Genomic DNA, 25437 nt, shown 5'->3' with positions numbered 1-25437 from the left:
AGCTGCTATAGCAGTTACAAAGTGGGTTTTTGAATACTACAAAATACCATATTTAATCGGGACTGTTGGGGTGGATAACATTAAATCACAAAAAGTCTTGGAACGAAGCGGTTATCAATTTATCGACTTTAGAACATCATTAATGCAACAACCTGAGGGTAAGCTTTCTGACTATAAATATTATAGATTTTACCCTACAGTATAAGCATTAAATGCCAAAGACAGCTAAACAACCGTTATTCGTCCGTTAACGACTTACTCTGTTGAAATTCTTGTTCCTCAACATAAAGCGGCATCGGATCGGGAGAATCGTACCGCGGCATTTAACGGCAAAATGGAGCCGATAACCAGCCCCATAGCCACAACGAAATAATAAGCCTATTCCGACAGTGCCCGCATGATGTTCGATTTCGCCTCTGCTGCAATCGCTTCATTCCCGTCATCGACTGCCTGCATCAAGATCAGAACAGGGATGTACACCGCGATCAGCCGCGCCAGCAGCTTCGTTTCCTCGTCCGCCCCACCGTACGTTTCGAAAAATACGCTGCGAGCGTACGGAGGCAAAAAGCTGTAAGCAACGCTCAAATCGCAAGCCGGATGGCCGACGCTCAGGTCTCCCCAATCAATAATGCCGGAAACGATCCCGTTCTCATTCACCAGCATATTTCTGAAATGAAGATCGCCATGTAGCAGCACATTCATAGCCTCGACACGGCCCGTTTGCAGCCCGCTTATGTAACCTTCGATCGCACCGAACTCTTCCGGAGATAAGAGTACAAACACCTTCGATAGAAAACCCTCCAATTTCACTTTGCGCGATGCGATGTCCGTCAAGTTTCGATGATCTTGCTGAACTCCGCACTTCAGCGCAGCATGCACCGGAAACTCATGCAATCTCCGCAAAAATGTCGCTAGCGTCTCTGCCGATAAAGCCCGGCGTTCTTCTGTCAAGCCGATAGGAAAATCCCCCGGCACGTAGGTATAGCCAAGAAATGGTGCCGGGTATTCGTCACTTGCTTCACCATAAAACAAAGGTTTCGGATAGGGGATGGTCATATATGCCTCCAGCATCGGCAGCAGCTTCCCTTCCATACGAATCGAGCCAACTGCAATCGTTCTTCTTGGAAACCGGAACACGTACTCGTCACCGATGAGAAAAACCGTATTGTCCCAGCCCCAGCCCAATCGCTTCACTTGCTTCGATGACAGCTGAGGGAATTGTCTGCCGATCAGCGTCCGCGCCTGCTCTTCGTTAACTTCCCACTCCGCATCCCATACATTCGTTCCTCCCATGAATTGTCTGCCTCCTCCATCGGTTACAACGGCGAAACGTTCGGTTTAGCCGGTCTTTCCTTCATGTCCCGAACTCATCCTCCAGTTGTTTGTTTTCAGTTTGGAGTTCTCATATCCGCTTGTTTTTAGCAGCGATGAGAACGCACTTGCTTGTTTGGGAATAAAAGGCTCCTTCTTAGAATCGTAAACAATCAGCCTATATTTACTGGCAACTCATTCCGGACAGAATACATGAAAAAAGGATCCCACTTACCATCACCGCCGCAATCATTTTTGCCACAAAAAAAGGACCTCCCACACTCTCTTTTGTGGATGTCCAAATATAATGTGGAACACTATATGAAAGTACAGTAGATTCAAAGCTTGGTCAACAAAACTTACATATTAATATTACGTAGTATTTTATACATATGTCTGTATGAAGAATAAAAGCCTCCTTGTGCATCATGACTTCTTATAGGAGGTCTAGAACATATATCGATAAAAGACAAGAAGTTGTATAGCCTCGCCTCGCTCGCCTACCTATGCACTTTCATAAAAAATAAAAAAGCCATCTGTACGAACCAATGTGTTTGGTCGCACGCTCCAATGCTGCTCTTGGAAACATCCATAATCATTTGTTTGAAAAACTCATTATCATCGGACGTACTACCAACTTGCATATCGTATGTTTGCTGATCCCCCGTTTCAAGCAGAATATTGTTTCTCACGATCCATCGAAACCAGTCTGCTGAAAGGCTCGCAGCTATTCAATAGCTGAGCATAGTCGCCCATCCCAGCCACTTTGCCTTTATCCAACACAATAATCAAGTCAGCGTTCAGGATCGTGGATAACCGGTGAGCAATAATCAGCGTCGTCTTTCCGGCCCTTATCGAGTCCAGCCTCTTCATCACTTGACGTTCCGTTTCAAGGTCCAGTGCGGATGTTGCTTCATCCAGGATGAGAATCTCCGGGTCGCGCAACAGAGCTCGGGCTAGTGCAAGTCGCTGCCTCTGCCCGCCCGATAAGGTGATGCCACGCTCCCCTATGATGCTATCGTACCCATCCGACATCTCTTGGATAAACGCATGAATTTGCGCCTGCTCGCAAGCGTTCCGGATGGCGATGTCCGCAGACGGGAGGCCAAACGTAATGTTGTCTCTTACTGAAGCCGGTAGCAAATAGGGCTCTTGCTGGACGAAGGCGATCCGTTTCATCCAATGCTCCTGTTGCCACTCCAACAGCGGGACGTCATCTGCCAGTATCTCTCCCCCATTCGGGGAGATACAACGGATGAGCATGGCGGCAATTGTCGACTTGCCCCCTCCACTTGTGCCGACGAAGGCAATTTTTTTACCCATAGGGATCGTGAAGGATAGGTTATCCAGGACCGGTACCTGACGATCAAGTTCATAAGAGAAATCGACTTTCTTAAACACAATCTCCGATACAGGTCCCTGTTGCATATAAGTCCCTTCCGACGACTTTACTTTCGCGATCACCTTCTGCAACCTTTCCGCCGAGGAAAGACCGCGGGAAATGTCCATACTGAAATTGAACAGGTTCTGGAAGGAGTTAATCAGTTGCGCGATAAATTGGTACGTTACCAAAAAGGTTCCAAGCGAAATCCTTCCTTGAATGACGCTATATCCCCCGAACCCTAACAGGGCTACATGAATGCCCCATTTCATAGGCTCGGTCAAAAGAATTTGCAAGTTGGCCTTCTTGCCTTCCTGTTCAACCTTTTTGTATAAGGCTTGGAACTGGGTGTGATACCGTTGTTTTTCCCACTGTTGTCTCCCGTATGACAGCACTTCCCGAGTGGAGGTGATCCCTTCTTCGATCAGAATGCCAAGCTTGCTTCGTTCCTCCGAGATTTCCCGCGCTGCTTTTCTCACCACAGGGGCTGTATATTTTCCTAGCACCAAGTAAATCAAGATTAATCCGATGCTGGCTATGACAATTCCAAAACCCATTTGACTAAAAATCGACAAGATGGTAACGACATAAAACAAATGCTGTATCCCCCGAGGAAGACGGTTCGTCAACACCTGGGCCACATTATCCGCGTCTTCTCTCATGTAATGGACGAAAGCGGCTGTTCTCTCTTCGTGCAAATCCTTCTGTGACAGCTTGAGAACGGCACTCATAAACTTTGCTGCAACTAAATGCTGCGTTTCCATTCGGAGAAAATAAATATAGTGGGCCACGGCATAGTAGAGAACCAGGAACAGAAGGAATACGACAATGAAGAGGCCGATATACAAGGGAAGCTTGTCGTAATTCTGCCCAAGGATAACGTCGTCGATGATGAACTTCTGCACTCCGGTCACGGCAAGCGTAATAACACATTGGCATAACATGAGGAATAGCATAAAGGCATGGATCTTCTTCATCGGCTTAACGAACTGCCATAACCAACGCCAGTTCACATTTCGATTATTGGGCATCCATGTACTCCCTCCCTGTCCATAGCGCATATAGCGCCCCCCTCTGAGTGATCAAATCCTGCCAGTTTCCTTGCTCCACAACCCGTCCCTGATCCATGACTAGAATGCGGTCAAAGTCTTGAATGGTGGACAATCGATGCGCCACTGCAATAACAGTCGCTCCCTGCAGCTCCCGAATCGATTGTTGTACCCTCATCTCGCTTTCCCGATCAAGTGCAGACGTTGCTTCATCCAGAAGCACGATTGCCGGCCGTTTGAGCATCATCCGAGCAATAGAGATCCGCTGCTTTTGCCCGCCTGAGAGCTTAATGCCACGCTCGCCTACCTCTGTTTCGTACCCATCCTTGGTTGCCAGGATGAACTCGTGTGCATATGCCCTCAACGCTGCTTCCTGGACCTCTGTATCAGACGCATCAGGCTTGCCGAACCGGATATTCTCCTGGATGCTCGTTCCGAACAAGTACGTTTCCTGAAAAACATAACCGATCAAGTCAGACAACTCCGATTGCGGGATAAGGGGGAGTGGAATACCATCGATGGAAATAACGCCTTCAGTTGGATCATAGAATCGGCTTAATAACTTCATTACCGTCGTCTTGCCGTTTCCGCTTTCGCCGACGATGGCGACTCGCTCTCCTTGGTGAATAGTCAGATTCAGTTTGTCCAACAACATCGGACCGTTAGGGTAACCAAAGGATACCCCCTCGAATCGTATGGTTCCGGACCTATTAGACAAGGAAATTGGCGCATCAGGCTCTTGCAGAAGTGGAACTTCACTAGCAAATCGGTAGAGTCGCTCTCCCTGGAGAAGCAGTATTTTCTGCTCGGTAATGTCTGTCATAATCGCTGTCAGCAATGCCATCAGAGTGAAATAATACAAAATAAAGGCGCTTAACTCCCCTACCAGCATTGTTCCGTTATGGACACAATAAGGCCCATAAAGTAGAACGGCAACAGCTCCCACATAATACGTAAACCGGCGAAACACTTCGGACAAATGGAAAATCGCCAACGCTTTTAACCACTGTTTGGAATATTGCTTATGTACCTTTCGGAAATTGTCCATGATCCACGGCTGAGCCGAGTAGGCCTTCACTTCCGTTATAGCCGATACTGAATCGTAAATTTGCTTGTCATATTCCTTGCCGTATTGGTAGGCTTGGCTTTTGTTCTGCGAGGATTTCTTCTCGAGTATCGGTCCAACGAAATAGTAGAGCATAAACGAAACAAGGGTAAGGCCGGTCAGAAGCGGACTAATTTGAACCATAAAGACCAGGCTGATAAGGGCGAAGATACTTCTCCATAGTAGGGATGGCAAATAGATGCGGTATATTTCCTGCACAGCCTTGACGGAGCTCTGCAGCAATCCCAAGGTATCCCCTGTAGGTTTATTCTCGAAATAGGGGTAACCCAGCGTCCGTAGGTGTTGAAACATGCTCCACTGGATATCCCGGGCAGCATATTCGCGGAGTTTGCGCTCGATCCGGTTACGGTAAGCCATAGTTACAACCATCAGGAAAATCAATACGGATATCCCTATCAAAATGAGAATGAACTTATCCGTTTCGCCGCTCGGAATGCTTGTATCGATCAAGAATTGCAAGGCTTTTGGGAAAGCCAGCTCCACACTGCCGATCACGACGCCGGATAATACCAGCAGGATCAACAGTCCTCGGTAAGGGGTAACAAAGCTTAACATCCATTTGTAAATCTGGAAGGAACTTAATTTATCCATACTCACCCTCCGAAAAAGGAATAGGTTATATACCTGTATCGATATTATAATAGTTTTCCATTTATATCCACAGTTATTTTCGCCTGACTTTTTGAAAAAGGACTGTACCCTACAAGCTTGGCACGGTCCTTGAAGTTCACTCCTGCTACCGAAGTATTCGTTGATCTTATAAAGTGGATAAATCTTTAATTCACTCTTAGTCGGGGCGAGCTCCCGGTTAGTTTGCCTCCTACAGTTGGTGACCATAAAACTTCATATCTAACGATTACCATCTAGGCGGTCGGCGGAGGCGGAACCTTGGTCGTAACCGAGTAGCTAACGTTGAAAAGAACCGGCGATAAAGTTCGCGCCGGCGTTCGCCGCGCAGAGCATATATTTGAGTGGTGGATGCTTTTTCATGACTTAACATACCTTGAATGAAATCTAAAGGCGCTCCGTTATCTAGGAGCTGGCATGCATAGGTATGACGAAACCGATGCGGGTATACATTTGCTTCGAGCTCTCCCCGATCTGCAAGCCGTTTCAATGCCCATCCGATGGTAGGAATGGCCATTCGTCAAGTAGGATGGGTATCGGTTACGAATAATGCTTTAGAGGAGTCCTCACTGGCCAGATACTTTTTCAACCGCACTTTGCACTCGGTCGTGAAGTAAACCTCCCTCTGCTTTGAGCCCTTGCCATTGACAATTGCAGAGCAGTTCTCCCAGTTCAGGTCCTCGATGTTTATCTTCTCTACCTCTCCAACTCGGCGACCGGTACTGTATAGGAACTCAAGTAATGCTCGTTCCCGAAGGGATAGGCATGAAATCTTCAAATGGATCACATCTTCCTCGATTAAAAACTTAGGAATGTGTTTCTCCATCTTGGGTTCTCTTAATTTTAGAGACGGGTTTGAAGTCAGATATGCTTCTTCATAGGCAAAGCGAAAAAGCGACCGAACAAAGCGAATTCGATATCCTAAGCTGCTTGGCTTTAACCGGCCAGATTGCTTCGCTAAGTATTCTTTTAACAGTTGTAGTGTGACCTCTGAAATATCGAGATCGCCAAGTGCACTTAACTAACGTTTCACCCTAGTTGAATGCTTATTTCGAATTTGGAATTGAATATTTTGATTTGAAACATTAATAAACTTTACCAACAATGCGATTTTGTTTTCAGCATTGATACGTTCCCAGTAAAAGTCTGCTATTTCATTAATTGAATCGAATAGTGGTACTTCGAAAGGATCGCCTTCAAATGGCTTTAGTACACCATTCTGCTCCGAGTTGTACGTGTGAATGCAGTGACCAATGCCACACTTAAACTTGCTGTATTGATAACTATTACGTAAGCAAACGGAAGGGTCGTTCTCATGTGTTTTTAAAATCGACAAACTGTACTGTTTAAGTTCTGTGTTAATCACGGCCGAAATTCTCGGTGTATAGTGCGGAGCATCAGGTTCAAACTCTCGAAGCATTAACGATTGTTCGAAGGTCCGGCTATGCTGCAACCCATCATAGATAGTATCAGTTTGATCACCATTCGTGACAATGTGCACGTTCTCCCAATGTCGAATAGGATAATAGATAATAAGTGATGGATCTTCCATTTTGGCGGGATCAAACGCTTTGTTCTTTACGCTCCATCCATCCAGTTCAAAGACGCGGTTACGGCTGTTCGCGCTTCTCCCCATAATCCAATACACCTGTACATAATGTGACCCGGAAGGAGTCATTCCTACGATAAGCGTTCTTCCGGGATATAGCTTATCGTACAAATAGTGTTGAACTGTTTTCACTGCTCTTGCTCCTCTCGAGTAAACATAAAGAGGTAAGGGGAAATTCCCCTTACCTCTGCCCAGGCGTACGGCTCCAACTTATATGCTTCCTCATGGATCCCCATGCTTCGCCAGTCACATATAAGTTCTAAATTACTTCCTATAATAGCAATTACTGCTAGTAAAATCAATTATGACCATGGCTTAACCAACACCAACGGCTACCACGCTCTACTGCCCGTTAGCTGAGCGGATTTCCAGCAATGCAAAACAAGCGATGGATCGGTTCCACCGCTGTGCTATCGTTCTCCGTTAGCGTAATGATTCGAAATTCATATTGATACCTGATCTGTTGCTGACACGAATAATTGAATCTAGTTGACTCTTGGGATATTCAATCCATCCCCTGCTCATTACTTGATTACTTATTTCAAAAGAATGATATCCTGGATAGGTCTTAAACTGCTTCAAATAATCTTGAATTTGTTTGATCATATGAGCTGAGTTAAATAATTTTGAGTCAAATGCAAATATTATAGCCCCTTCTCCCCAGGGTTTACCTGGTGCATTTCCAAAAAATCCCCCAGTTAATGCACCTGCAATAAACTCCATACCCATTGCTAACCAAAGACCTTTAGTTCCACCCAAGGGCGGAAAAGATCCGCAACTTCGATCTCCTTCGAGAATCTTATACAATATATTTAAGTCTTGAGATGCCTCACCATTTGCATCTTGTACGATTCCAGGAGGAAGTATTCCATATTGGTCAGCATATTCTTTTAGCCCGACCGCTGAGTGACGAATATCATGAGTACTTAAAGAACCGTCAAATAAAAAGGGCGGGGTACCTGGTGCACATATTGCAAGCGGATTATTACCAATAACATTTAGATCGGTAATGCCTTTATTCAGTAATGGGTTGTTTTGCGTTATTATTAACCCTATTTGGTTTGCTGATAAAATCGGTTTTAATCCTTCCCCAATGATGTTCGGTTTAGGCACCGCGACGATCCCAATTCCATACGTATCAGCTAGGGATGATGCAAGTGACGCACCTTTCCTGGCGACTTCATCAGGCCAATTTCTATAAGTAGAAAAAACACGAGCTGAAATTGGTGTAATATGCTCCGTTGTGACTTCCAATTGCTTAGTCACAATTCCACTATTAATTCTATCAATAATTGATTCGAGCCGTGCAGTACCTCTTGGAAAATCACCAATAATATCACGATTGATTTGTATTTTCTGTCCACGTGTTTACAACATAGTCATCTTCCACCCATTGACGTAGAATACTCTTACACCAATGAGTCATCTCAGAAATACTTATTTTTACTGACTCAGGCATTTTAGTTCCGCTCCGTTCCCTTTTTCAAAGTACAACCGAACATCTTTCTGAATATTATTTTTCCAATTGTATCCTTCCAATCAGATGCATGCAACACTTATTTTTAAACATTCTTTCAATTTGTTACTACTCTAACGAGTTGAAGTTACCGATGGATACTGTAGCTCAACTTTTTTGCCCGTCCCTCGGCATCTCAAAAGTACTGTCACTCACAATCCTGCCCTTTCGTATTATGAGGTCACCAGATCTTTCTGGTGGACCTCATTTTTGTGTGGTCGTAAGATAGCGGTAGCCGGGGATCGAACGTTTCTGCCCGTGGGACTTGGATCCCGAGAGCTATTCTGTTCATCCCCCCTACTTGTTCAACCATGGTTAGGCTGGTTGGGACGTTGATCCCGTATCACATGCGATAGTGTGGAAGACAAGAAGGTTAGGGGTTGCCGGTGAAAATACTACAGGAGTGATGTCATGAATCCAGTCATTGGTTTGGATGTCCAAGGGAGAGAGCCATGCACAAGCTTTTTTAGACCGTGGAGTACCTCATGGGAAGATCTTTAGATTTAATCATGATCTAGAGGGATTATCGTCTTTTCTTAATTATGTTAGAGCAGTGGAATCAGCTGCAGGGATGAGCCCTTGCATTGTGATGGAGGCAACAAGCCATTATCATAGCCCTGTTGTTCAGTTTCTTGATGAACACCAGTATCTCTACATCGTCATTAATCCGTTAATCTCATATGAAGCAAAAAAAACTAATTTGAGACGGGTCAAGACGGATGCTGCTGATGCCTATCAACTTGGGGCGCTGTTCTATAAAGAAGAGTTTGAACCCATCAAAAAACGGGTCAGCACCTCATGAATTTACGCTATCTCACTCGTCAGCATGAATCTTTAACGGGTATGTATGTTCAAGCGAAGCTGCAGTTCCAGGCTATTCTAGATCAGGTTTTTCCTGAATACCATGGCGTGTTCGGTGACCTCTATTCGAAAGTTTCACTTCGATTTCTAGCCTTACAACCAACGTCTAAAGAAGTCCTGGATATGACTGTGGAAGAGATTACAGCAACAATTGGGTGCCTTACAGGACGCGGTAGATCTGCTTTATGGTGTTCGGAGCACGCTCAAATCTTAGTAGCGGCAGCAAGGCGAAATCCCTTTAAGGAGACGGCTTTTCCAAATCATTTGATCTCCATGCAGCTGCTCATCAAACTGCTTCTTCAATACCAGGACCATCTAGCAGACCTTAATAAATCGATAGAGACCCTGGCTGAAGAGTTACTTGAATATGATTTAATCCAATCGATACCCGGTATCGGCACTAAAATTGCTGCAACAATTTTGGCTGAGATTGGGGAAATCGATCGGTTCGATCACGCAAAGAAGCTGGTGGCCTTTGCTGGTGTTGATCCCAGTGTATTTGCTTCAGGTAAGTTTGTGGCCACCCAAAATAGAATCACGAAACATGGCTCCAGAAGACTTCGTACAGCCCTGTATCAAGCTGTGCGATGTGGTATTCGTAGTAATAGAAACAAGAAACTAAGAGCTTACTACGATAAAAAGCGTGCGGAAGGAAAGCTGTTCAAAGTAGCGGTAATTGCTTGTGTAAACAAACTCATTCACTGGATTTTTGCCATCTTGACTTCAAAAGAAGCATTTCGGCTAGAATGATCGGCATGAAATAGAATAAGATGAAATATATTCCTGTGCCGAAGGGGACGGTTATTTGTCATATCTTTTTTTAAGTATACCACTCCTGGAATCGGCCATTAATAATTAAATATTGACAAGCTATTAGCTGGAATAGCTTAATAACTCGTGTAATATTGGCTTACGGCAATGTATAGAAGTTCTTGTCCTAATACGGCTTTGTATAGAAGTTCTTGTCTTGAGTAAACGACAAGAACTTCTATACAAAAAATTAAAAAGCCGCAATTTATGCGACTTCCGTTGTATTGTTGTTCTTGTCGTCCGACACCTCTCTCGAAGAACTCGAAATTCGACAGCGCATCGATGATCGGAAAGTTGTTAATATGTCTTCTCACCGTATGGCTTGCATGCTGGTAGGAAACCAGATGCTCCAGATGGGGCTCGTCTGAAATATGGAAATAACATCGCTTTTCCAACTCATTTTCTTCAATGAAGCGGACAAGATCTGGCAGAAAATGGGCGATAAAATTTTTGTAATCATCACCAGCAGCGTCTGTCTCCCAACCGAAGATCCGTTTACACTCCCCCTCTTCCGTCGCGATAATCTTCGGTGGATGTTTGGCGCCCCATTGTGTATAGAGATGAGAAAACTCCACGTAACGAATACCGATGTTGTTGCACATAGCAACTTCCGTCTTTCCAAACCTCCACCAGCTGAACCGTCGGACGTTCTGTTCCCTTCAACGTGTCAATCGGAAGCGTGAAAAGAGGAGTAAGCAGCATGTTGACGCCGTGAGCATATGCGGTAATGACGTATTTCTCTATCAGGTCCCAGTGGTTTTCGCTAGATACCTCCAACCCGTAATACTCGGCGATACAGTCAGCATAAAACCATTCCGTATGAATCAGCTTCTGATCCGGCAGCATGGCCTCGATCACTTCCAATTCGAACGTTTCCCCTGCCAATTCTTCTCCGGAATCGTTGCCGAAAATGAGCCGTATGGGGTATAAACCTTCCTGGATACCGCCATCCACATGAACCGTGATCCAAATCGAACGCCATTGGTTGGGTACGATCTTAATCCCTTCCGATTCTCGCATGGGATAGAGCGGATCCGGAAATAGACCCGGTGTTGATCGTAATATGTCTTCGTCGGGATCGCCATAGCAGGGTAGTTCGGACGGTGCAAGTCCGACGGTACGAATCGTGATTTGATCAGCAAGGGGAGATTCGATATGAAGGAGTATATTCTTCAATGCCTCTACAACCCCCCGTACGCGATATGCCACTTGAAAAGCATACGTTTCTTGCTGCAGGGCTGACGCCCGGCAAAAAGGGAGTTCGGTCAGCTCCTGATCCGGAAAAACCTTTGCCAATGAACTGAGACATCTTGTTTCTAAGCTGAACACCATGTTTCCCTCCTTCTGTGTGCTAATCTATTTTGCATTTTCACGGTATTCGCCTTTTTTCACTCGCTCGTCGAATTATACTCATCCAAAAGCCGTATCCAACAGTCCTTCAATTCGGCTGCAATAAAATTGCGCACTTCAAAAACAAACGGGCCTTGGTATCCCGCACGAGCCAGCTCTTGCAGGACGGCGAACCACTGAATCACTCCTTTTCCGGGCATCCAGTGTCGTTCATCCTGTCCGTCGTTATCGGACATATGGACGGTGAAGATGCGGTCGCCCATTTTCTGGATAAATGCTTCCGGCGGCTCCTGCACCAGATGGTTGACGTCGCAGCATATGCCGATAAGATCGCTTGCCTCCATAAGCTGGGCCATTTCGTCCGATGTATGGCCGAGGCAGGTTCTAGGCAAGCATTCTACCGCGATGCGAATGCTGAGTCGCTCCGCTTCTTCAGCAAAGACAGCTAGTGCCAGTTTGCAGGCTGACAACCGCTCGCGGCGCTCGGACTCCTGTATTGGCTCCCAGCTCGGATGCAGGACTACCGTGCCAATGCTCCAGCGATGGGCTAACCGCAGCAATCGCAAGTGTCGGCCTACCGCTTCATTCCGTTCTTGTGTATTGATATTCGAAATGTCCCAAGGTAATCCGTAGGGTAAGTGTAACGTCCAGATATCGAGGTCCCGGGCTCTTGCTCGATGAATAAGAGAATCGACAAACTGCTCATTTTTTGGATCGAACATATCAAATTGTTCATTGCGCCAGGCGAGTTCGAGGTACCGGATGCCGGCACGCTCCAGCGCCTCCAGATCTTCATCTGCCTGCTTCACCGCCTCAAGACGATACGATGTACCTATTGGCCATAAGGCAGGATTGGACCGGTGGTTAACCGAATTCATGTTCATGAGTAGGTTCCTTTCCATTACCGATAATCGGAATCAAGATTCGTGCTTTATAGAATGCGGCATCGGTCCGAATCCGCTTCCCATCAGGCATAAACAGATCAACGATGTCTGTCGTCCACTCGTAAAGGCTTCCCGATGTCTTCGGAACGGTTTGCACCACTTGGCCGGACGGTTGATTTCCAACGCTTTTCACACCGACACGGCTAATTGCCTCTTGACCGGGATAGTCAGAATCAAAGGTATTCGATGATTTGACAAATTGGTACACACGGCTGCCCGTGCTCACCCACAGTCGGTCCGAATCGCCTTCAACCGGCTGCAGATCATGGCCGTGCCGTGTCGGTAAGGCGACGTTAACTGTCTCCCGAATAATCGGGTCCGCATCCGTGCCATTGATCTCAAGGGCAATCAAATGGTCATTCCCTACGGCCCACAGCACTTGTCTTTGGGGGTCCCATACCAAGCCGTGGGCGCCCGGCAACTTATATTCGGCATAAGTTGCCGACGCGGAGCTTTGGGACGAGGTATACACTCTTACCCAGCCGCCGGTACTCGCAGCAACTGCAAGGTTTCCGTTTGGTAATAATTCGGCTGAATGCGGGTTCCCGCCGACACTCAGCCCCCACTTTTTAATGTCTCCAGCAGGGTATGGGATGATCGCCGCCAACCCCAGCGAGTCGGTGATGACCATCCACTGACCACCCCAGACGGTGTTGTACCGCAGCTTTGCATCGGTCGGAAGCCCCCAGGCCGACAACAAATCAGCGAAGCCGTTTGATTCCTCAGGCCTCCAGGACCATACAACCGCATGTTCGCTGTTCCAATCCGGTTCGGCCGGATTCATCACCAGAATCTGGTGAGAGGCCTGATCCGTTGCGGCGATCCAATAACCTGTCGTATCAGCGCCTTCCGGTATCGTACCATTTGTTCGCAACTTCCTTGGCGTATCCCATTGTTCCATTTCAGAAAATCACCCCAATGCTCTTGGTTTCCGGTCATTGATAATCAGGATTCAAAATACGCGCCTTATACACTTGTGATCCTATAATTGTACGCGATGAGTCAGGCGAAAAGAAATCTACGGTATCCGTGCACCAATTGTTGGCCGTGCACTTACCCGCCAGGCTCTTGGCCATTTCCGGAACGGTTTCCAACACCGCACCGGACAATTGGTTGCCAATGCTTTTCACACCGACGCGACTGATGAGGGCATTGCCGGAATAAGAGAGATCAAATTGATTCGTTGACTTGATATATTGGTATACCTTCGATCCAGAAGCAACCCACAGCTTATCAGTATTCCCATAAACCGGCTCAACGACATGCGCATTCCTGGTCGGAAGATTGATTTTCAATTGTTCCTTGAGAATCGGCTCTGCATCCGTGCCGCTTACCTGAAGCGCGACCAAATATTCGGTTCCGGCGGTCCAGAGAACATTCATACCGGGGTCCCACAGAGCCGCGTGTGCACCGGGAAGGGCATATTGGGCATGTGTACTTGAAGAGGGTCCCTGGGACGAGGTGTATACCCTTAACCAACCGCCAGTACTTGCGGCAACTGCAATATTCCGCCCGGGAGCAGCTCCGCGGAATGCGGATTGCCGCCAACATCCAGCCCCCATTTCTTGCCGTTCGCCGACGGATAAGGAATGATAGCGGCCAAGCCCCTGGAATCAGTGACGACCATCCATTGCCTCCCCATTTGGCGTTCTTCCGGACCTTCGCTTCAGTTGGAAGACCCCAGACTGATGTCAAGCCTTCGAATCCATTTGAGGATCTGGGAGACGAGACCAAGACCATTTCAGCGCGCTTTTCTTGCTCCAGTCGGCTTCTCTCGGGTCAAATACCTTAATTTGATCCGATTCCTGTTCAGTCACCGCGATGTCAAAATCTTTGACTGCAGAGCCATTTGATGGACCGACACAGCCAGTCATCGCCCCGAAAATCGCAGCGGCCAGTAGTATCGAACAGCAGAATGACAGTTTGCGATTCATGGAAAACCCCCGATTATCACAGAAACCCCCACCGTTGAAGTCTTGGGGGAGGTTTCCGTCCAAAATCACTCTATTACTTATCGAGTCCTTGCTTCTGCACTTCGTCGTTCACTTCTTTAATCGCCTGCTGCAGCCCTTTGTTGTCATAGCCTTTGACAATACTTTCCCACATCACCACAGGATCATCCTTACTGAGAATGACTTTGGTAACGTCTTCCGTTGCATTGATTGCACTCAGCTTAGACTTGGCCGGCGTGTATAGGAGCTCTACTTTGAAATTAGTAGGCACAGGCTTGAGTTTTTCCACATTGGACTTGTATGCGCTTTGGGTCATGGTCCATAATTGATCTCCATAGTTGATTTTGTTTATGGGATCTTCCTCTAACTCCAGCTGTTGGCCCCACGCTGCCAAAGCACCGAATAAACCGCCGAATGACGGATACAGCGAACCGAGAGATTTATATCGGCCGTCCGCATTCAGCTCCCGGGTAACGACCATTTTGTCTCCCTCTTTTTTGAAGTCTTTTCCTTCGAAACCGTAACGCTTGAACTTGACAAATTCATCCGACAGCAGCCAATTGTATATTTGCAGGATGCGGTCCATCTTCTCGTCATCCACCTTGGAGCTGAAGTAGCTCTCCGACCAGAACGTCACCGCAGTGTACCGATAACGCTCCCCGCTCGGAGAGGCCCAGGAAATCGGAAGGATTTTGATAACATCTTCGAATTTCTTGTCTTTGTTATACTTCTCCCAGGAGTTTTTCATATTATTTATAGCGTTCGGCGTAGCCTGAACAGCCAACGCTCCTACCTTACCTTGGCCGAACTTGTCAAAACCATCGTTGGGCTTCATGATCGCAAAATCTTGATCCATAACCTTTTCGGTATACAGCTGGCGAAGCTGCTTGACGACATCCTTCATTTTATCCGATGCAAAGAAAGGAATGTACTTGCCGTTTTCCTTCACCCAAGAGCCGTTGATGACATTAGGCAACGTTCCTCCCGCGATCGGAAGAAGGAAGCTGCTGTTTGCACGGAACGTCAGCCCGACCGTATCATTTTTACCGTTACCGTCTGGATCCTGCAGGGCAAAAGCCTTATACATGTTCAGATAATCCTCATAGGTGACAGGATCCTTAATGCCGAACTTATCCATCCAGTCCTTACGGACCACAACCGCCCGCTCAATCGCCCATTGGTCGGTTTTGGTATAGGTTTGCCGCGGGATCATGTAATACTTGCCATCCACGTTTAACGACTTCGTATCATCCAACTGCAGCACTTTCTGCACATTCGGGTATTTGCTCAAATCAGACGGTAAAGCGCGAACGATACCCTGCTTGATCCGTGAATAATACTGTTCTGAATTCACCACATCGTCGCTGATTATGTCCGGAAGATCGCCAGAAGCCGCCCAAAGCTGATACTTTTCCTTGTAATCGGCATAGCTGATCACTTTATCAACGAAATTAACGTTGAATTTGTCCTGAATGAATTTTAAGAATTGGTCCGAGTTGCGATCAGGAAACGCAGAGCCGATATTGAAGAACGAGACAGAGACATCGAGCTTCTTGCTATTATTCGAGCTTGCAGTCGCCTGTGCCGATGGCTCCGTTTTCTTCGTTTCGTCAGCTCCACAGCCCGCCAAAGCAGTAATGGACATAAGAAGTGATAATAACACAGCCGCATATTTTTTGTTCTTTCCCATGGTGTTCCTCCCCTTTTTCATTGTATATTTTAAGACCAGCAGTCCTAAAAACTTTAGTTAGCTTACTCTTTCACAGCACCTAGCGTGACCCCTGCCGCAAAGTACTTTTGCAGGAACGGGTAGACTAGCATGATCGGCAGCATGGTAACTACGACGCACGCCATCTTCAAGCCATCCGGATAAATCTGGCTGATCTGCGACAGCATGTCTGCCCCCATGTCATCTCTCCTCATCTTCGTCACGTCGATCAGCATATTCCGCAAAAACAACTGCATCGGGTGTTTCTTCGGATCGTTCACGAACAGCATCGCGAGATACCATTCATTCCATCTCGACACCGCATAAAACAATGTGATTGCTGCCAATGTAGGTTTCGAGATCGGCAAGACGATCCGGAACAAAATATAAATATCGTTAGCACCGTCGATTTTGGCCGATTCCTCCAATTCGGGCGGGATGGAGCGGAAGTGGCTGATCATAATGATAAGGAAAAACGTATTGACGGCCACCGGCAAAATCATAACGCTGAAGTGGTTGATCAAATGCAGGCTCTTGATAGTTAAATAATAAGGAATCAACCCGCCGCCAAACAGCATCGTGAATACGATGGCGGCCATCATCACATTTCGACCAGGCATTCCCTTCTTCGACAGCGCATAAGCCCCGCAGGAGGTAACAAGCATATTAACTACAGTGCCGAGTACGGTGACAAGCAGCGTGTTCGATAAGGCCAGGCCGACATTACTGCCGTTCAGGAGCATCTTGTAAGAGGCTGTGCTGAAGCTTGTCGGAAGCAAATAAAATTGCTGTTTGGCCACGGAGGCAGGGTCGGCAAAGGACGTAATAAACACATTATAAAACGGCAGCACCGTCACGAGCGCCAGAAGCAAAAGCAGCGTATTGATCAGCACACTGGACAAACCGGCATTGCTCTTTATTCCCATCAGTAAATCCCATCCTGTCCCATACGTTTGGCAATCCGGTTCGTAGCAGCCAATAGTATGAAGTTTATGATCGATTTGAACAGCCCTACAGCGGTGGAGGTACCATAGCTTCCCCCTACTGCGAACGTTCGCCGGTAAATGTACGTATCCAGAATATCGGCTTTATCATAAACGGCGGGGTTGTATAAATTGAAAATTTGGTCGAACCCACCGCCGCCCGAGCTCATTGTACGTCCGACCTGCAGAATGAGCAGGATAACTACGGTTGCTTTCAGTGCCGGCCATGTGATGTGCAGCATCTGTTGGTAGCGGTTCGCGCCATCAATGCTGGCCGCTTCGTATAAGGACGGATTGATGGAGGCGATGGTCGCCAGATAGATGATCGTTCCCCAACCCATGTCCTTCCATAGGCTGCTGCTATAAATCAAGCTTCGGAAGTAGGAAGGGTCCACGAGAAGATTGATTTTATGAAGTCCGACTAAATCCAATAGCTGATTCACAACTCCGAATGTACTCAAAAAGTTAACCATAATGCCGCTTACAATAACCCATGACAAAAAGTGAGGGAACGTATATACGACCTGGTAAAACTTTTTCAATCTGGCTCTTCGCACTTCGTTGATCAAAAGCGCCACTACAATCGGAACAGGAAATTCGAAAACAAGACGGCCAATCGAAATGATCAGTGTGTTGCGAAACGCCACCCAGAAATCGTCCAGAGCGAAGATTTCCTTAAAATTGTCGAAGCCGACCCAGGGACTCTGCCAGATTCCCTTGGCAAAATTAAACTCTTTAAATGCCAAAATAATTCCGTACATCGGTGCATAATCAAACACGACATAATAAACGATGAGCGGCAAGACCAACAGGTATAAATATTTGTATTCGTTCATCTGTTTAACTAAGCTTATCTTTGTCCCCAACCGCATCCTCCCTCTTCTATAAAGCGCTTTCTATTGGATGTTTTGAGTATAAGGGAATCAGGGACATTGCCATATGAAAATTACCAAGGTGTTGTATGTAAAATTCACACTTTCCCTGGCAAACGGTATTCAGTTGGGGTTACGCCCGTATGCTTCTTGAAGATCTTGGCGAAATAAAAATAGTCGCCGTATCCCGATTGCTCCGCGATTTCCCCGACGGATAAGGCTGTGCTCCGAAGGAGCTTGCAGGCATGGTCCATGCGAATATCGGTTAAATATTTCGTGAAGTTGACCTGCATTTCTTTTTTAAACAAAAAGCTCAAGTAATTGGGATGCATGAAAAACCTTTTGGATATATTTTGAATGGAAAGATGCTCGCGGAAATTCCCGTTCACATACTGAACGATTTGCGGAAGAATTTCGTCTCCGCTCAATTCGGCTGTATCCCCAGCAGGCGACTTTAAGCCTTCCATCACCACGTGGTTGAGATATTCGAGCATGTTCGTTACGTTTCCGTATACGGACACCAACTCATCATAATCGTACATATATCGTTCCTCATAGTCACTCCTCCAGATCCCCGCATGGTAAACAAATGACAGCACGAGGTTATACAGCCTGAACGCGTGTCTTATATCATACCGACCTTCTCTAAAACGGGTTTCGAGCAGGTCGAAGCCTTGCCGAATAATCCTCGCATCCTGCTCTTTCATTCCTTGATCCAGAAATTGCATCGCAAACCTTTCTAATTCATCCGGGGGATTCGATCCAGCTTCCTTCGATATCTTTACTCTTGCGGTAAAATAACAATAGGATGCAATGTTCGCGGCGTCAATGTGTTCCCGAATGCGTCCGATATCCATAAATACCGGGCTGATTCCAATGCCTTTCGTTTGCGGCGATAAGTGATTTGCCAATCGTTCATGCACGTCTGCACTTACATGGCCCCTCAGCAAATAAGCGAACTTTCCTCGGCCAATCGGAATCGGAATGCTGTGCTGTTCACTGAAAAACCTTTCGCCGCTCCCACCCTGGATCGTCACTGCGAGAAAGCCTTCATCCGGATCACCCCATAGGTTTAGACGTTCAAAAAAGTGGCGGACAGAAGCTTCCGATGTCGACGGATCTCCATCCTCGCTGTATATGGCATTCAGTAAAGTGTGCTGAAGCAGCTGCTGTGATTGGGCGATTTTGCCCTTCACGCTCATTAATATTTCGATAATCTCTTCCTGATCGAACGGTTTCAAACAATATCCGACCGCACCATACTGCATCGCCTGCTTGGCGTATTCGAATTCCGCATAACCGCTCGCCACGATGCACTGTACAGGCAACCCGGCATCGTGCAGCCGCTTGATCAGTTGAATCCCGTTCATTCCCGGCATTCGGATATCGATAAAGACAACGTCCGGCCGGATTTCCAATATTTTATCGAAAGCTTCTATTCCGTTATACGCTTCGCCTGCGATGACAAACCCGAGTTCTTGCCAATTAACCGTTCCTTTCAGACTTTCCAGGATCCACTTTTCATCGTCCACCAGCATCACTTTAAACATGGGTATCCACCTTTACAGGGAGCATGAAAGTTACCTTTGTCCCCTCCGCTGGGACACTATCGATCGCTATGATTCCGTATTCGGTTCCATAAGCGAACTTGATACGGTTGTTAACGTTAAGGATTCCAATATATCTTTGGGGAAGGTCACCGGGTACGATGGAAAAGGCGGAATCCAGCTGTTCCCTGATTTCCTCCAGCTTTCCAAGCTCCATTCCTACGCCATCATCCTGGACCCAAAACAGCAAATTGTTATCCGCGTTCACGCTGCAGCCGACAGTTAGAGTCGTTTTGCTAAGGCTCGGCTCGATTCCGTGAAAAACCGCATTTTCTATCAACGGCTGCAGAATCATTTTGATGATTTTGCAATCGTAGCAGTCGGGGGAAAACTCATAGCTCACATTGAACCGGTCCCCGAACCGCACCTTTTGAATACTGATATAAGCCTGAATGATATCAATTTCGTCCTGAACACTAACCTGTTCCTCCCCTTTAATGCTGTAGCGGAATATTCGACTGAGCGCATTCGTCATCTCGCGGATCTCCGGAACACCCTTGGCGTAAGCGATGCCTTTTATCGTTTCCAATGTATTGTACAAAAAATGAGGATTGATCTGACTCTTCAAATATTGCAGTTCCGCTTGTTTTTTATACAGCTGAAGCTCGTATATATGCGTTTTAGTGTCGACCAATTTGGCGGTCAAGTCATCAATTTCGTCGAGGAGGGAGTTGAATTGCCTTGCCATAATGCTAATTTCTGCATAGCCTTCCAATGAGACTCGTCTGCTTAGGTGATTCAGACCCAAGGAACGAATCTCGTTTATAAAAGTTATGAAAGTTCGGATCGGATGTAGAATGTTGCGACTGATCGCAATGTACAGCACATACATGACGACAATCAATAAGACGAACATGCCGAACATCAGCCTTTGCACCTCCTCCAGACCATGAAAAAGCTCCTCTACCGGAAGTACACTGACAATCTTGCCGCCGATCTCAGGTATCGATTCCGTGTGAACGATGAGTTTTTTCCCGTTTTGGTGAAATGTAACCGAATTCCCCCCATCCAAAATAATCTTCTCCAGCTCGGGTTCGAGCTTGTCACCGATCTTTTGATAATTATTGCCGGATCCGATGACGTTGTTGCGATCCAACACATAAAAGTTGCCGGCGATTTTCCGCGATAGATTATCGACTCGGGGGGCGATTGCGTTCAGATTGAGCACCATAACCGCAAAACCAATCTTTTTCTCTGTAGTGACCATTTTCAGAGTATCATAGACCGGCACACCCACATAAAGGACATAATCCTTATAAAAGGGAGAATATCGAACTCCAGAATAATAGGCGCTTGTTCGTTCGGGAATTTCGGAAATGGGAATATAATCGAGGCAGCCGACGCAATTATACGAAATCGTCCCTTGGCCGATCAAAACAATGCTGATTATGCCCTGCTTCATCGACTGAAGGTTGACGAACAGCTTTTCAAGCTTATTCTTTAGCTCAAATTGCTTCAATCGATCCTCCTCCAGCAGATACTCCTGAACCGATTCATTGTAAGCAATGTTGGGCAGGATACGATTTATCGAATCGGTGTTGGAAGCGATATTTTGTCTGATGGTCGAAAACATTTCAATCGTATAGTCACTGTTGCGTTTATAGGTAATATTCAGGATCTGATTGTATCCCCATAAAGCAGCAACCGACAAAATGAGAAGAATAGCAATGCCTAAAGAGAGAAATTGCAGCCGAATGGAATATTTCCTCAAATATGCAAAAAACATTGCCTTCCCCTTCCCGGATCCCCGTCTACCTGACCGCGTCCGACTCTTGGTGTAATGATTACTATTCTATATAGACCGCAATTAAGATCAGTACCGAACAAGTAGCCGATCGATTGTACGCATAGGATGTTTGTTGATTCGCTTCATGAATTGACTCACATGAAGCCTGATCTTGTAGAATTTCTCAAAGAAAATGTTATTGACCACATCTGCTTTGAGCCATAGCCACAATCCTTCCACCGGATTGAGATTTGGGCTGTACGGCGGCAGAAAGACCAACTGCAAACGTGGATGTTTCTTTAGAAAGGGCTGTAACACTTTGGCATGGTGAATGCGGCCGTTGTCCAGAATCAATGCGACTTTTCCGGTCGGGTAAGCGGTAAGCAGATCTTCCAGAAACCGAATGAAAGCTGCTACATCTGCTTTCTCTTCTTCCCGATGATGCACTTGTCCGGTCTCGTAATTGATCGCTCCAAATAATTTGGCGCCTTCATGCTTGCCGTACGTCGGCACTTTGCGTTGCCTACCGCGCGGGAACCAGTTGTATTGCAGCGCTTGATAGGAACGGATCATCGACTCACCTTCAAACAGTAGATGGTCAATTTTCTCGTTTTCCACCTGCTTCTTGAGCTGAACAAAGGTTTGTTTGCGGAACAAGGCCTGGGCATCCTCATCGGCCTTCGCCATCGAGTAGGTCGCTTTAGTGAAGCTAAAGTTCATCCGTTTGAGCATGGCGCTGCTCTTCTGTAAGCTTCGGCGGTTGACCAGAGGAGTGATCTTCCAAACGAAGACGAACGGCCAAGAACCTTTCATAAAGGCGTTTATCTGTTGCTTCTCTCATTGCTACGGTCAGCTGCTCGATTTCTACGTTTTTCATCTTCATCGCCACCTCGGGTTTTCGTTACAACTAATTACCCAATTTTGGCAGTTGGCTTAACTTGTTCGTTTAATAAATACGGTCTATATAGATCAAAAAATGAGACAGGGCTATCCCTGAATTTCGAGATAGCCCTTGTTAGGTTGATGCCGGTTGAAGCTATTGATATGCCGGATTCAAAATCCTCGCTTTATAGAATCGAGCTCCAGTCATCGTTCGGGTCATGTCCGGCAGGAAAAAATCTACGGTTTCCGTGCACCAGTTGTTTGCCGTGCAGCCGCCCGGAGGACTTTTGATTGCATCCGGAACGGTTTCAATAACCTGTCCAGATGGCTGATCGCCTACACTTTTGACGCCTACGCGTCCGATACCGGCACTACCCGTAAAGCTGGTCGTGAACGTATTCGTCGATTTGATATATTGATAGACGGTCGTTCCTGTACTAATCCACAGTCGGTCCGTATCTCCGTAGACCGGCTGCATTTCATGCCCATGCGAGGTAGGCAAGGCAACACTGGACTTTTGGGTTATAGTGGGTGCAGCAGGGGTCCCGCCGATGGTCAAGGCATTCAAGGTGGAACCTAACGCCCAAAGGACATTTTGCTGCGGATCCCACAATAAACCATGGGCTTCAGGGAGATTGAACTGCACGTTTACCGTGGACGACGGCCCCTGCGACGAAGTGTAAATTCGGACCCATCCCCCACTGCTGGCTGCTATCGCAATATTCCCGTTCGGCAGCAGCTCCGCTTCATGCAAGTTAGGAGTCGCTGTCAAATTGATTGACCATTTTTTATCGTTTGCTGCTGGGTATGGGATAATCGCCGCAAAACCTTTCGAGTCCGTCACGGTCATCCATTGACCACCGAATACGCAGCTCTCACGAAGCTTCACGCTGGATGGCAAGCCCCAACCGGGCGTCGGATTGGAGAATCCGTTCGCTGCACTCGGTGCCCAGGACCACTTTATCGCGCTGGCAGAATTCCAGTCGGGCACATTCGGGTCCAGCACAAGTATCTTGCCGCCAACTGACTGGTCGGTTACGGCAACGTTATAATCGGTTGTTGCCGCCGATCCCGGCAGCGGTTGAAGCACGATCGCTACAAGGGCAAGCAGGGATGCTAGAACTAATAAACCAGTGATATAACGCCATGTCGTCAGGCTTCCCCGTCCGAACACACCTTTTGTTCCCGTTTTTGTTTGTGACATCCTCATGGCCTCCTTTTTTCAATGGTAGACGTTCTTTTTCTTACTGATACTCGGGATTCAATATTCTTGCTTTGTAAAAGGCTGCTCCAGTTTTAACTCTTGTCGTGCCGGGCGACAAGAAATCCACGGTGTCCGTGCACCAGGAATTCAAAGTGCATCCACCGCCTGGAACGGTTTCCACCGCTTGACCAGACAGCTGGTTGCCTACGCTTCGGACACCTGCACGACTGATGCTGCTTGCTCCGCTGTAGGTGGACGACCACGTTTTTGTGGACTTGATGTATTGATAAACGAGAGTGTCTGAGCTGACCCATAGCCGATCCTTATTTCCGTAGACAGGCTGAAGCTCGTGCCCCCCTGAAGATGGCAGAGCCACCTTGAACGACTCCTTGAGCGTCGGAGCGGCCGGCGATCCTTGCACCAGCAAGGCCACTAAATCATTGTCCCCTACTGCCCAAAGGACATTTTTCAGCGGATCCCAAAGAACGCCGCGAGCGCCTACCAATACATATTGATCATAGGCAGAGGACGATGCACCCTGTGACGAATTATAAACCCTCACCCACCCGCCCGAGGAAGTGGAAGCGATTGCAATATTCCCGTTGGGCAGCAGCTCGGCGGATTGAAGATTGGCGGCTGTATTTTGGTACCATTTCTTGCTGCCGCCCGGATACGAAATAATCGCCGCTAGTCCACTGGTATCGGTAACCGCCATCCATTGGCCGCCTCCTAACGAACAATTGCTGCGCAGCTTCATATCGGTCGGCTGACCCCAGCCGGGTGTTGGATTGGAAAATCCATTCGAGGCGCTGGGGGACCAGGACCACATCAGTGCACTGCTTGAATTCCAATCCGTTACATTCGGGTCGAACACAAGAATCTGATGTGAGGCTTGGTCTCCCGCCCCAATGTTGCAATCGTTTGTTACAGCAGCTGCCGGTTTCGGTTGAATCCCCCCGCTTCCTGCAACAAACAAGACGATTGCAATCAAGTACAGCAATTGCGCTTTCTTCCGCCGACTGTGTTTGATCAACATGAGTAGTTTGTGCATCATCCTCATCCTCCCTTCTCATTTTCCGTTTATACCTATTTCAACTAAAAGTATATCTCCCCCACCTCTCATTTTCATATGAATTATTCCAAGATTCGCTATGTAATTTTCTCGGAATCATCAAGATCATGAAGCAAAGATATTGTTCTTGTCTCGAATCGACAATGGATATAAGTTCTTGTCCCCAGCAAAGGACAAGAACTTTATCCCATTCCCGCGTGTGATAATTATTTCATCGCGCCTTCATGTTGTCCTGGTCTGCTGGACGGTCCCCCTTACTCTCTTTCTGTATTTTTTGCAAGGGTGAAATCCTGCGAATAAGCGAGCATTCGTGAGAAAACTAAATCGTACCGAGGGAGTTCAACAATGTGCAGTCGGTCATTACTGGCTTGCTGCCTTCAAAATGCGATTCCCTGCTTATCGTTGGGAATGAGATCAAATTCTTGTCATTTTCGGAAATGGCAGAATACAGATTTTCAATAGCAATAAACCTTGCCTTGTCCTCGTCGTTCAAATTGCTTTACTGATTTTCGGGACTGAATCATCAATATGCAGGCTGAAAGCTGTTTTGAGTACGGATTTAGGGTCGTGGTGTTATTGATGATTGGCGTATTCAAAGACGAACTTGAGGAAAACGAATAGAGCAACATAAAAGATTTGAAAAGTTACCGACTGGTGTCTTTTCTTTTGTCTTTTAGACAGAAAAATATTGAACTTACTTTTTTGAATGGTAAAATAGTTTTATACGTTAGGTCGGCTTTTAAGCAAAGGAGTTACGAATTTATATTTCTAACGGAGGCAATATAGGTGGAATTATTAACAGAAAGATTAATTATACGAACTCTAGAAAACACAGATTATCCCAATT

Annotated in this window: 22 protein-coding genes, 2 pseudogenes and 1 riboswitch; of the genes and pseudogenes, 2 read left to right on the top strand and 22 right to left on the bottom strand. The window is 46.7% G+C overall.

The genetic code is table 11. The annotated features are described in order from the left end of the window. Positions 1–205, top strand: a 205-nt coding sequence (locus IEY46_RS36690) for a GNAT family N-acetyltransferase (protein ID WP_229750777.1), incomplete at its 5' end; no start/stop codon positions are given. A gap of 173 nt (positions 206–378) precedes the next feature. Here IEY46_RS36690 and IEY46_RS35865 read toward each other — a convergent pair. From IEY46_RS35865 to IEY46_RS35840, 6 genes and pseudogenes are all read right to left on the bottom strand, one after another. Beyond that, positions 379–1293, bottom strand: coding sequence for a phosphotransferase (locus IEY46_RS35865; RefSeq protein ID WP_189001094.1), 915 nt, complete (start codon positions 1291–1293; stop codon positions 379–381). A gap of 687 nt (positions 1294–1980) precedes the next feature. Further along, complete coding sequence (locus tag IEY46_RS35860) at positions 1981–3723, bottom strand: ABC transporter ATP-binding protein (RefSeq protein ID WP_189001091.1); 1743 nt, start codon at positions 3721–3723, stop codon at positions 1981–1983. Continuing rightward, on the bottom strand, positions 3713–5458 hold the full coding sequence (locus IEY46_RS35855) for an ABC transporter ATP-binding protein (protein WP_189001088.1): 1746 nt from the start codon (positions 5456–5458) through the stop codon (positions 3713–3715). Before IEY46_RS35855 ends, IEY46_RS35860 begins: the two co-directional genes overlap by 11 nt. Before the next feature lie 265 nt (positions 5459–5723). After that, positions 5724–6320, bottom strand: a pseudogene (locus IEY46_RS35850) (tyrosine-type recombinase/integrase). Positions 6321–6515: 195 nt separating this feature from the next. Then, entirely contained in the window at positions 6516–7235 is a 720-nt protein-coding gene (locus tag IEY46_RS35845) for an IMP cyclohydrolase (RefSeq protein ID WP_189001086.1), read from the bottom strand. Positions 7236–7285: 50 nt separating this feature from the next. Then, positions 7286–7363, bottom strand: a riboswitch (ZMP/ZTP riboswitch). Between the two features lie 163 nt (positions 7364–7526). Then, positions 7527–8435, bottom strand: a complete 909-nt coding sequence (locus tag IEY46_RS35840) for an Ldh family oxidoreductase (RefSeq protein ID WP_268239566.1) — start codon at positions 8433–8435, stop codon at positions 7527–7529. A 595-nt stretch (positions 8436–9030) separates the two neighbouring features. Here IEY46_RS35840 and IEY46_RS35835 point away from each other — a divergent pair. Continuing rightward, a pseudogene (locus IEY46_RS35835) lies at positions 9031–10230 on the top strand (IS110 family RNA-guided transposase). Positions 10231–10367: 137 nt separating this feature from the next. On the opposite strand, the gene IEY46_RS37190 reads toward IEY46_RS35835, so the two are convergent. From IEY46_RS37190 to IEY46_RS35765, 16 genes are all read right to left on the bottom strand, one after another. Beyond that, entirely contained in the window at positions 10368–10892 is a 525-nt protein-coding gene (locus IEY46_RS37190; protein WP_373288961.1) for a glycoside hydrolase domain-containing protein, read from the bottom strand. After that, on the bottom strand, positions 10786–11622 hold the full coding sequence (locus IEY46_RS35830) for a glycoside hydrolase domain-containing protein (RefSeq protein WP_229750775.1): 837 nt from the start codon (positions 11620–11622) through the stop codon (positions 10786–10788). Before IEY46_RS35830 ends, IEY46_RS37190 begins: the two co-directional genes overlap by 107 nt. A gap of 56 nt (positions 11623–11678) precedes the next feature. After that, entirely contained in the window at positions 11679–12524 is an 846-nt protein-coding gene (locus IEY46_RS35825; RefSeq protein ID WP_189001081.1) for a sugar phosphate isomerase/epimerase family protein, read from the bottom strand. After that, positions 12505–13485 (bottom strand): DUF6528 family protein, encoded by a 981-nt coding sequence (locus IEY46_RS35820; RefSeq protein ID WP_189001078.1) that lies wholly within the window; start codon positions 13483–13485, stop codon positions 12505–12507. Before IEY46_RS35820 ends, IEY46_RS35825 begins: the two co-directional genes overlap by 20 nt. A gap of 34 nt (positions 13486–13519) precedes the next feature. Continuing rightward, on the bottom strand, positions 13520–14089 hold the full coding sequence (locus IEY46_RS35815; protein ID WP_268239565.1) for a DUF6528 family protein: 570 nt from the start codon (positions 14087–14089) through the stop codon (positions 13520–13522). Continuing rightward, positions 14056–14211: a hypothetical protein gene (locus tag IEY46_RS35810; RefSeq protein ID WP_189001072.1), complete on the bottom strand. Its 156-nt coding sequence runs from the start codon at positions 14209–14211 to the stop codon at positions 14056–14058. Before IEY46_RS35810 ends, IEY46_RS35815 begins: the two co-directional genes overlap by 34 nt. Before the next feature lie 64 nt (positions 14212–14275). Beyond that, entirely contained in the window at positions 14276–14518 is a 243-nt protein-coding gene (locus IEY46_RS35805) for a hypothetical protein (protein ID WP_189001069.1), read from the bottom strand. A gap of 73 nt (positions 14519–14591) precedes the next feature. Beyond that, complete coding sequence (locus tag IEY46_RS35800) at positions 14592–16226, bottom strand: type 2 periplasmic-binding domain-containing protein (RefSeq protein ID WP_189001067.1); 1635 nt, start codon at positions 16224–16226, stop codon at positions 14592–14594. Between the two features lie 62 nt (positions 16227–16288). Next, positions 16289–17170 (bottom strand): carbohydrate ABC transporter permease, encoded by an 882-nt coding sequence (locus tag IEY46_RS35795; RefSeq protein WP_189001064.1) that lies wholly within the window; start codon positions 17168–17170, stop codon positions 16289–16291. Then, positions 17170–18093 carry an ABC transporter permease gene (locus tag IEY46_RS35790; RefSeq protein ID WP_229750774.1) on the bottom strand — a complete coding sequence of 308 codons (924 nt, stop codon included), beginning with the start codon at positions 18091–18093 and terminating at the stop codon, positions 17170–17172. Before IEY46_RS35790 ends, IEY46_RS35795 begins: the two co-directional genes overlap by 1 nt. A 104-nt stretch (positions 18094–18197) precedes the next feature. After that, entirely contained in the window at positions 18198–19649 is a 1452-nt protein-coding gene (locus IEY46_RS35785) for a response regulator transcription factor (protein ID WP_189001058.1), read from the bottom strand. Further along, the gene (locus IEY46_RS35780; protein ID WP_229750773.1) at positions 19642–21432 is read right to left on the bottom strand and encodes a sensor histidine kinase; all 1791 of its coding nucleotides are present in this window, start codon (positions 21430–21432) and stop codon (positions 19642–19644) included. The genes IEY46_RS35785 and IEY46_RS35780 overlap by 8 nt, the downstream gene beginning before the upstream one ends. 87 nt (positions 21433–21519) lie before the next feature. Next, positions 21520–22164: an IS630 family transposase gene (locus IEY46_RS35775; protein ID WP_229750772.1), complete on the bottom strand. Its 645-nt coding sequence runs from the start codon at positions 22162–22164 to the stop codon at positions 21520–21522. Continuing rightward, positions 22142–22309: a hypothetical protein gene (locus IEY46_RS36685; RefSeq protein WP_229750771.1), complete on the bottom strand. Its 168-nt coding sequence runs from the start codon at positions 22307–22309 to the stop codon at positions 22142–22144. The genes IEY46_RS35775 and IEY46_RS36685 overlap by 23 nt, the downstream gene beginning before the upstream one ends. Before the next feature lie 159 nt (positions 22310–22468). Continuing rightward, positions 22469–23518 carry a DUF6528 family protein gene (locus IEY46_RS35770; protein ID WP_189001052.1) on the bottom strand — a complete coding sequence of 350 codons (1050 nt, stop codon included), beginning with the start codon at positions 23516–23518 and terminating at the stop codon, positions 22469–22471. A gap of 40 nt (positions 23519–23558) precedes the next feature. After that, positions 23559–24572 (bottom strand): DUF6528 family protein, encoded by a 1014-nt coding sequence (locus IEY46_RS35765; protein ID WP_189001049.1) that lies wholly within the window; start codon positions 24570–24572, stop codon positions 23559–23561. Between the last annotated feature and the right edge of the window lie 865 nt (positions 24573–25437).

The sequence above is a fragment of the Paenibacillus nasutitermitis genome, from assembly GCF_014641075.1.
Classification (GTDB): domain Bacteria; phylum Bacillota; class Bacilli; order Paenibacillales; family Paenibacillaceae; genus Paenibacillus_Z; species Paenibacillus_Z nasutitermitis.
This window is presented reverse-complemented; position numbering and strand designations above follow the sequence as displayed.

Bases quoted from the DNA above. Each gene is read 5' to 3' on its own strand.
- IEY46_RS35780 (WP_229750773.1), bottom strand. From the start codon at position 21,432: ATGTTTTTTGCATATTTGAGGAAATATTCCATTCGGCTGCAATTTCTC.
- IEY46_RS35805 (WP_189001069.1), bottom strand. From the start codon at position 14,518: ATGAATCGCAAACTGTCATTCTGCTGTTCGATACTACTGGCCGCTGCG.
- IEY46_RS35865 (WP_189001094.1), bottom strand. From the start codon at position 1,293: ATGGGAGGAACGAATGTATGGGATGCGGAGTGGGAAGTTAACGAAGAG.
- IEY46_RS35775 (WP_229750772.1), bottom strand. From the start codon at position 22,164: ATGCTCAAACGGATGAACTTTAGCTTCACTAAAGCGACCTACTCGATG.
- IEY46_RS35785 (WP_189001058.1), bottom strand. From the start codon at position 19,649: ATGTTTAAAGTGATGCTGGTGGACGATGAAAAGTGGATCCTGGAAAGT.
- IEY46_RS35830 (WP_229750775.1), bottom strand. From the start codon at position 11,622: ATGGTGTTCAGCTTAGAAACAAGATGTCTCAGTTCATTGGCAAAGGTT.
- IEY46_RS35825 (WP_189001081.1), bottom strand. From the start codon at position 12,524: ATGAACATGAATTCGGTTAACCACCGGTCCAATCCTGCCTTATGGCCA.
- IEY46_RS35820 (WP_189001078.1), bottom strand. From the start codon at position 13,485: ATGGAACAATGGGATACGCCAAGGAAGTTGCGAACAAATGGTACGATA.
- IEY46_RS35800 (WP_189001067.1), bottom strand. From the start codon at position 16,226: ATGGGAAAGAACAAAAAATATGCGGCTGTGTTATTATCACTTCTTATG.
- IEY46_RS35765 (WP_189001049.1), bottom strand. From the start codon at position 24,572: ATGATGCACAAACTACTCATGTTGATCAAACACAGTCGGCGGAAGAAA.
- IEY46_RS35855 (WP_189001088.1), bottom strand. From the start codon at position 5,458: ATGGATAAATTAAGTTCCTTCCAGATTTACAAATGGATGTTAAGCTTT.
- IEY46_RS35795 (WP_189001064.1), bottom strand. From the start codon at position 17,170: ATGGGAATAAAGAGCAATGCCGGTTTGTCCAGTGTGCTGATCAATACG.
- IEY46_RS35860 (WP_189001091.1), bottom strand. From the start codon at position 3,723: ATGCCCAATAATCGAAATGTGAACTGGCGTTGGTTATGGCAGTTCGTT.
- IEY46_RS36685 (WP_229750771.1), bottom strand. From the start codon at position 22,309: ATGAAAAACGTAGAAATCGAGCAGCTGACCGTAGCAATGAGAGAAGCA.
- IEY46_RS37190 (WP_373288961.1), bottom strand. From the start codon at position 10,892: ATGTGCAACAACATCGGTATTCGTTACGTGGAGTTTTCTCATCTCTAT.
- IEY46_RS35810 (WP_189001072.1), bottom strand. From the start codon at position 14,211: ATGGTCGTCACTGATTCCAGGGGCTTGGCCGCTATCATTCCTTATCCG.
- IEY46_RS35770 (WP_189001052.1), bottom strand. From the start codon at position 23,518: ATGTCACAAACAAAAACGGGAACAAAAGGTGTGTTCGGACGGGGAAGC.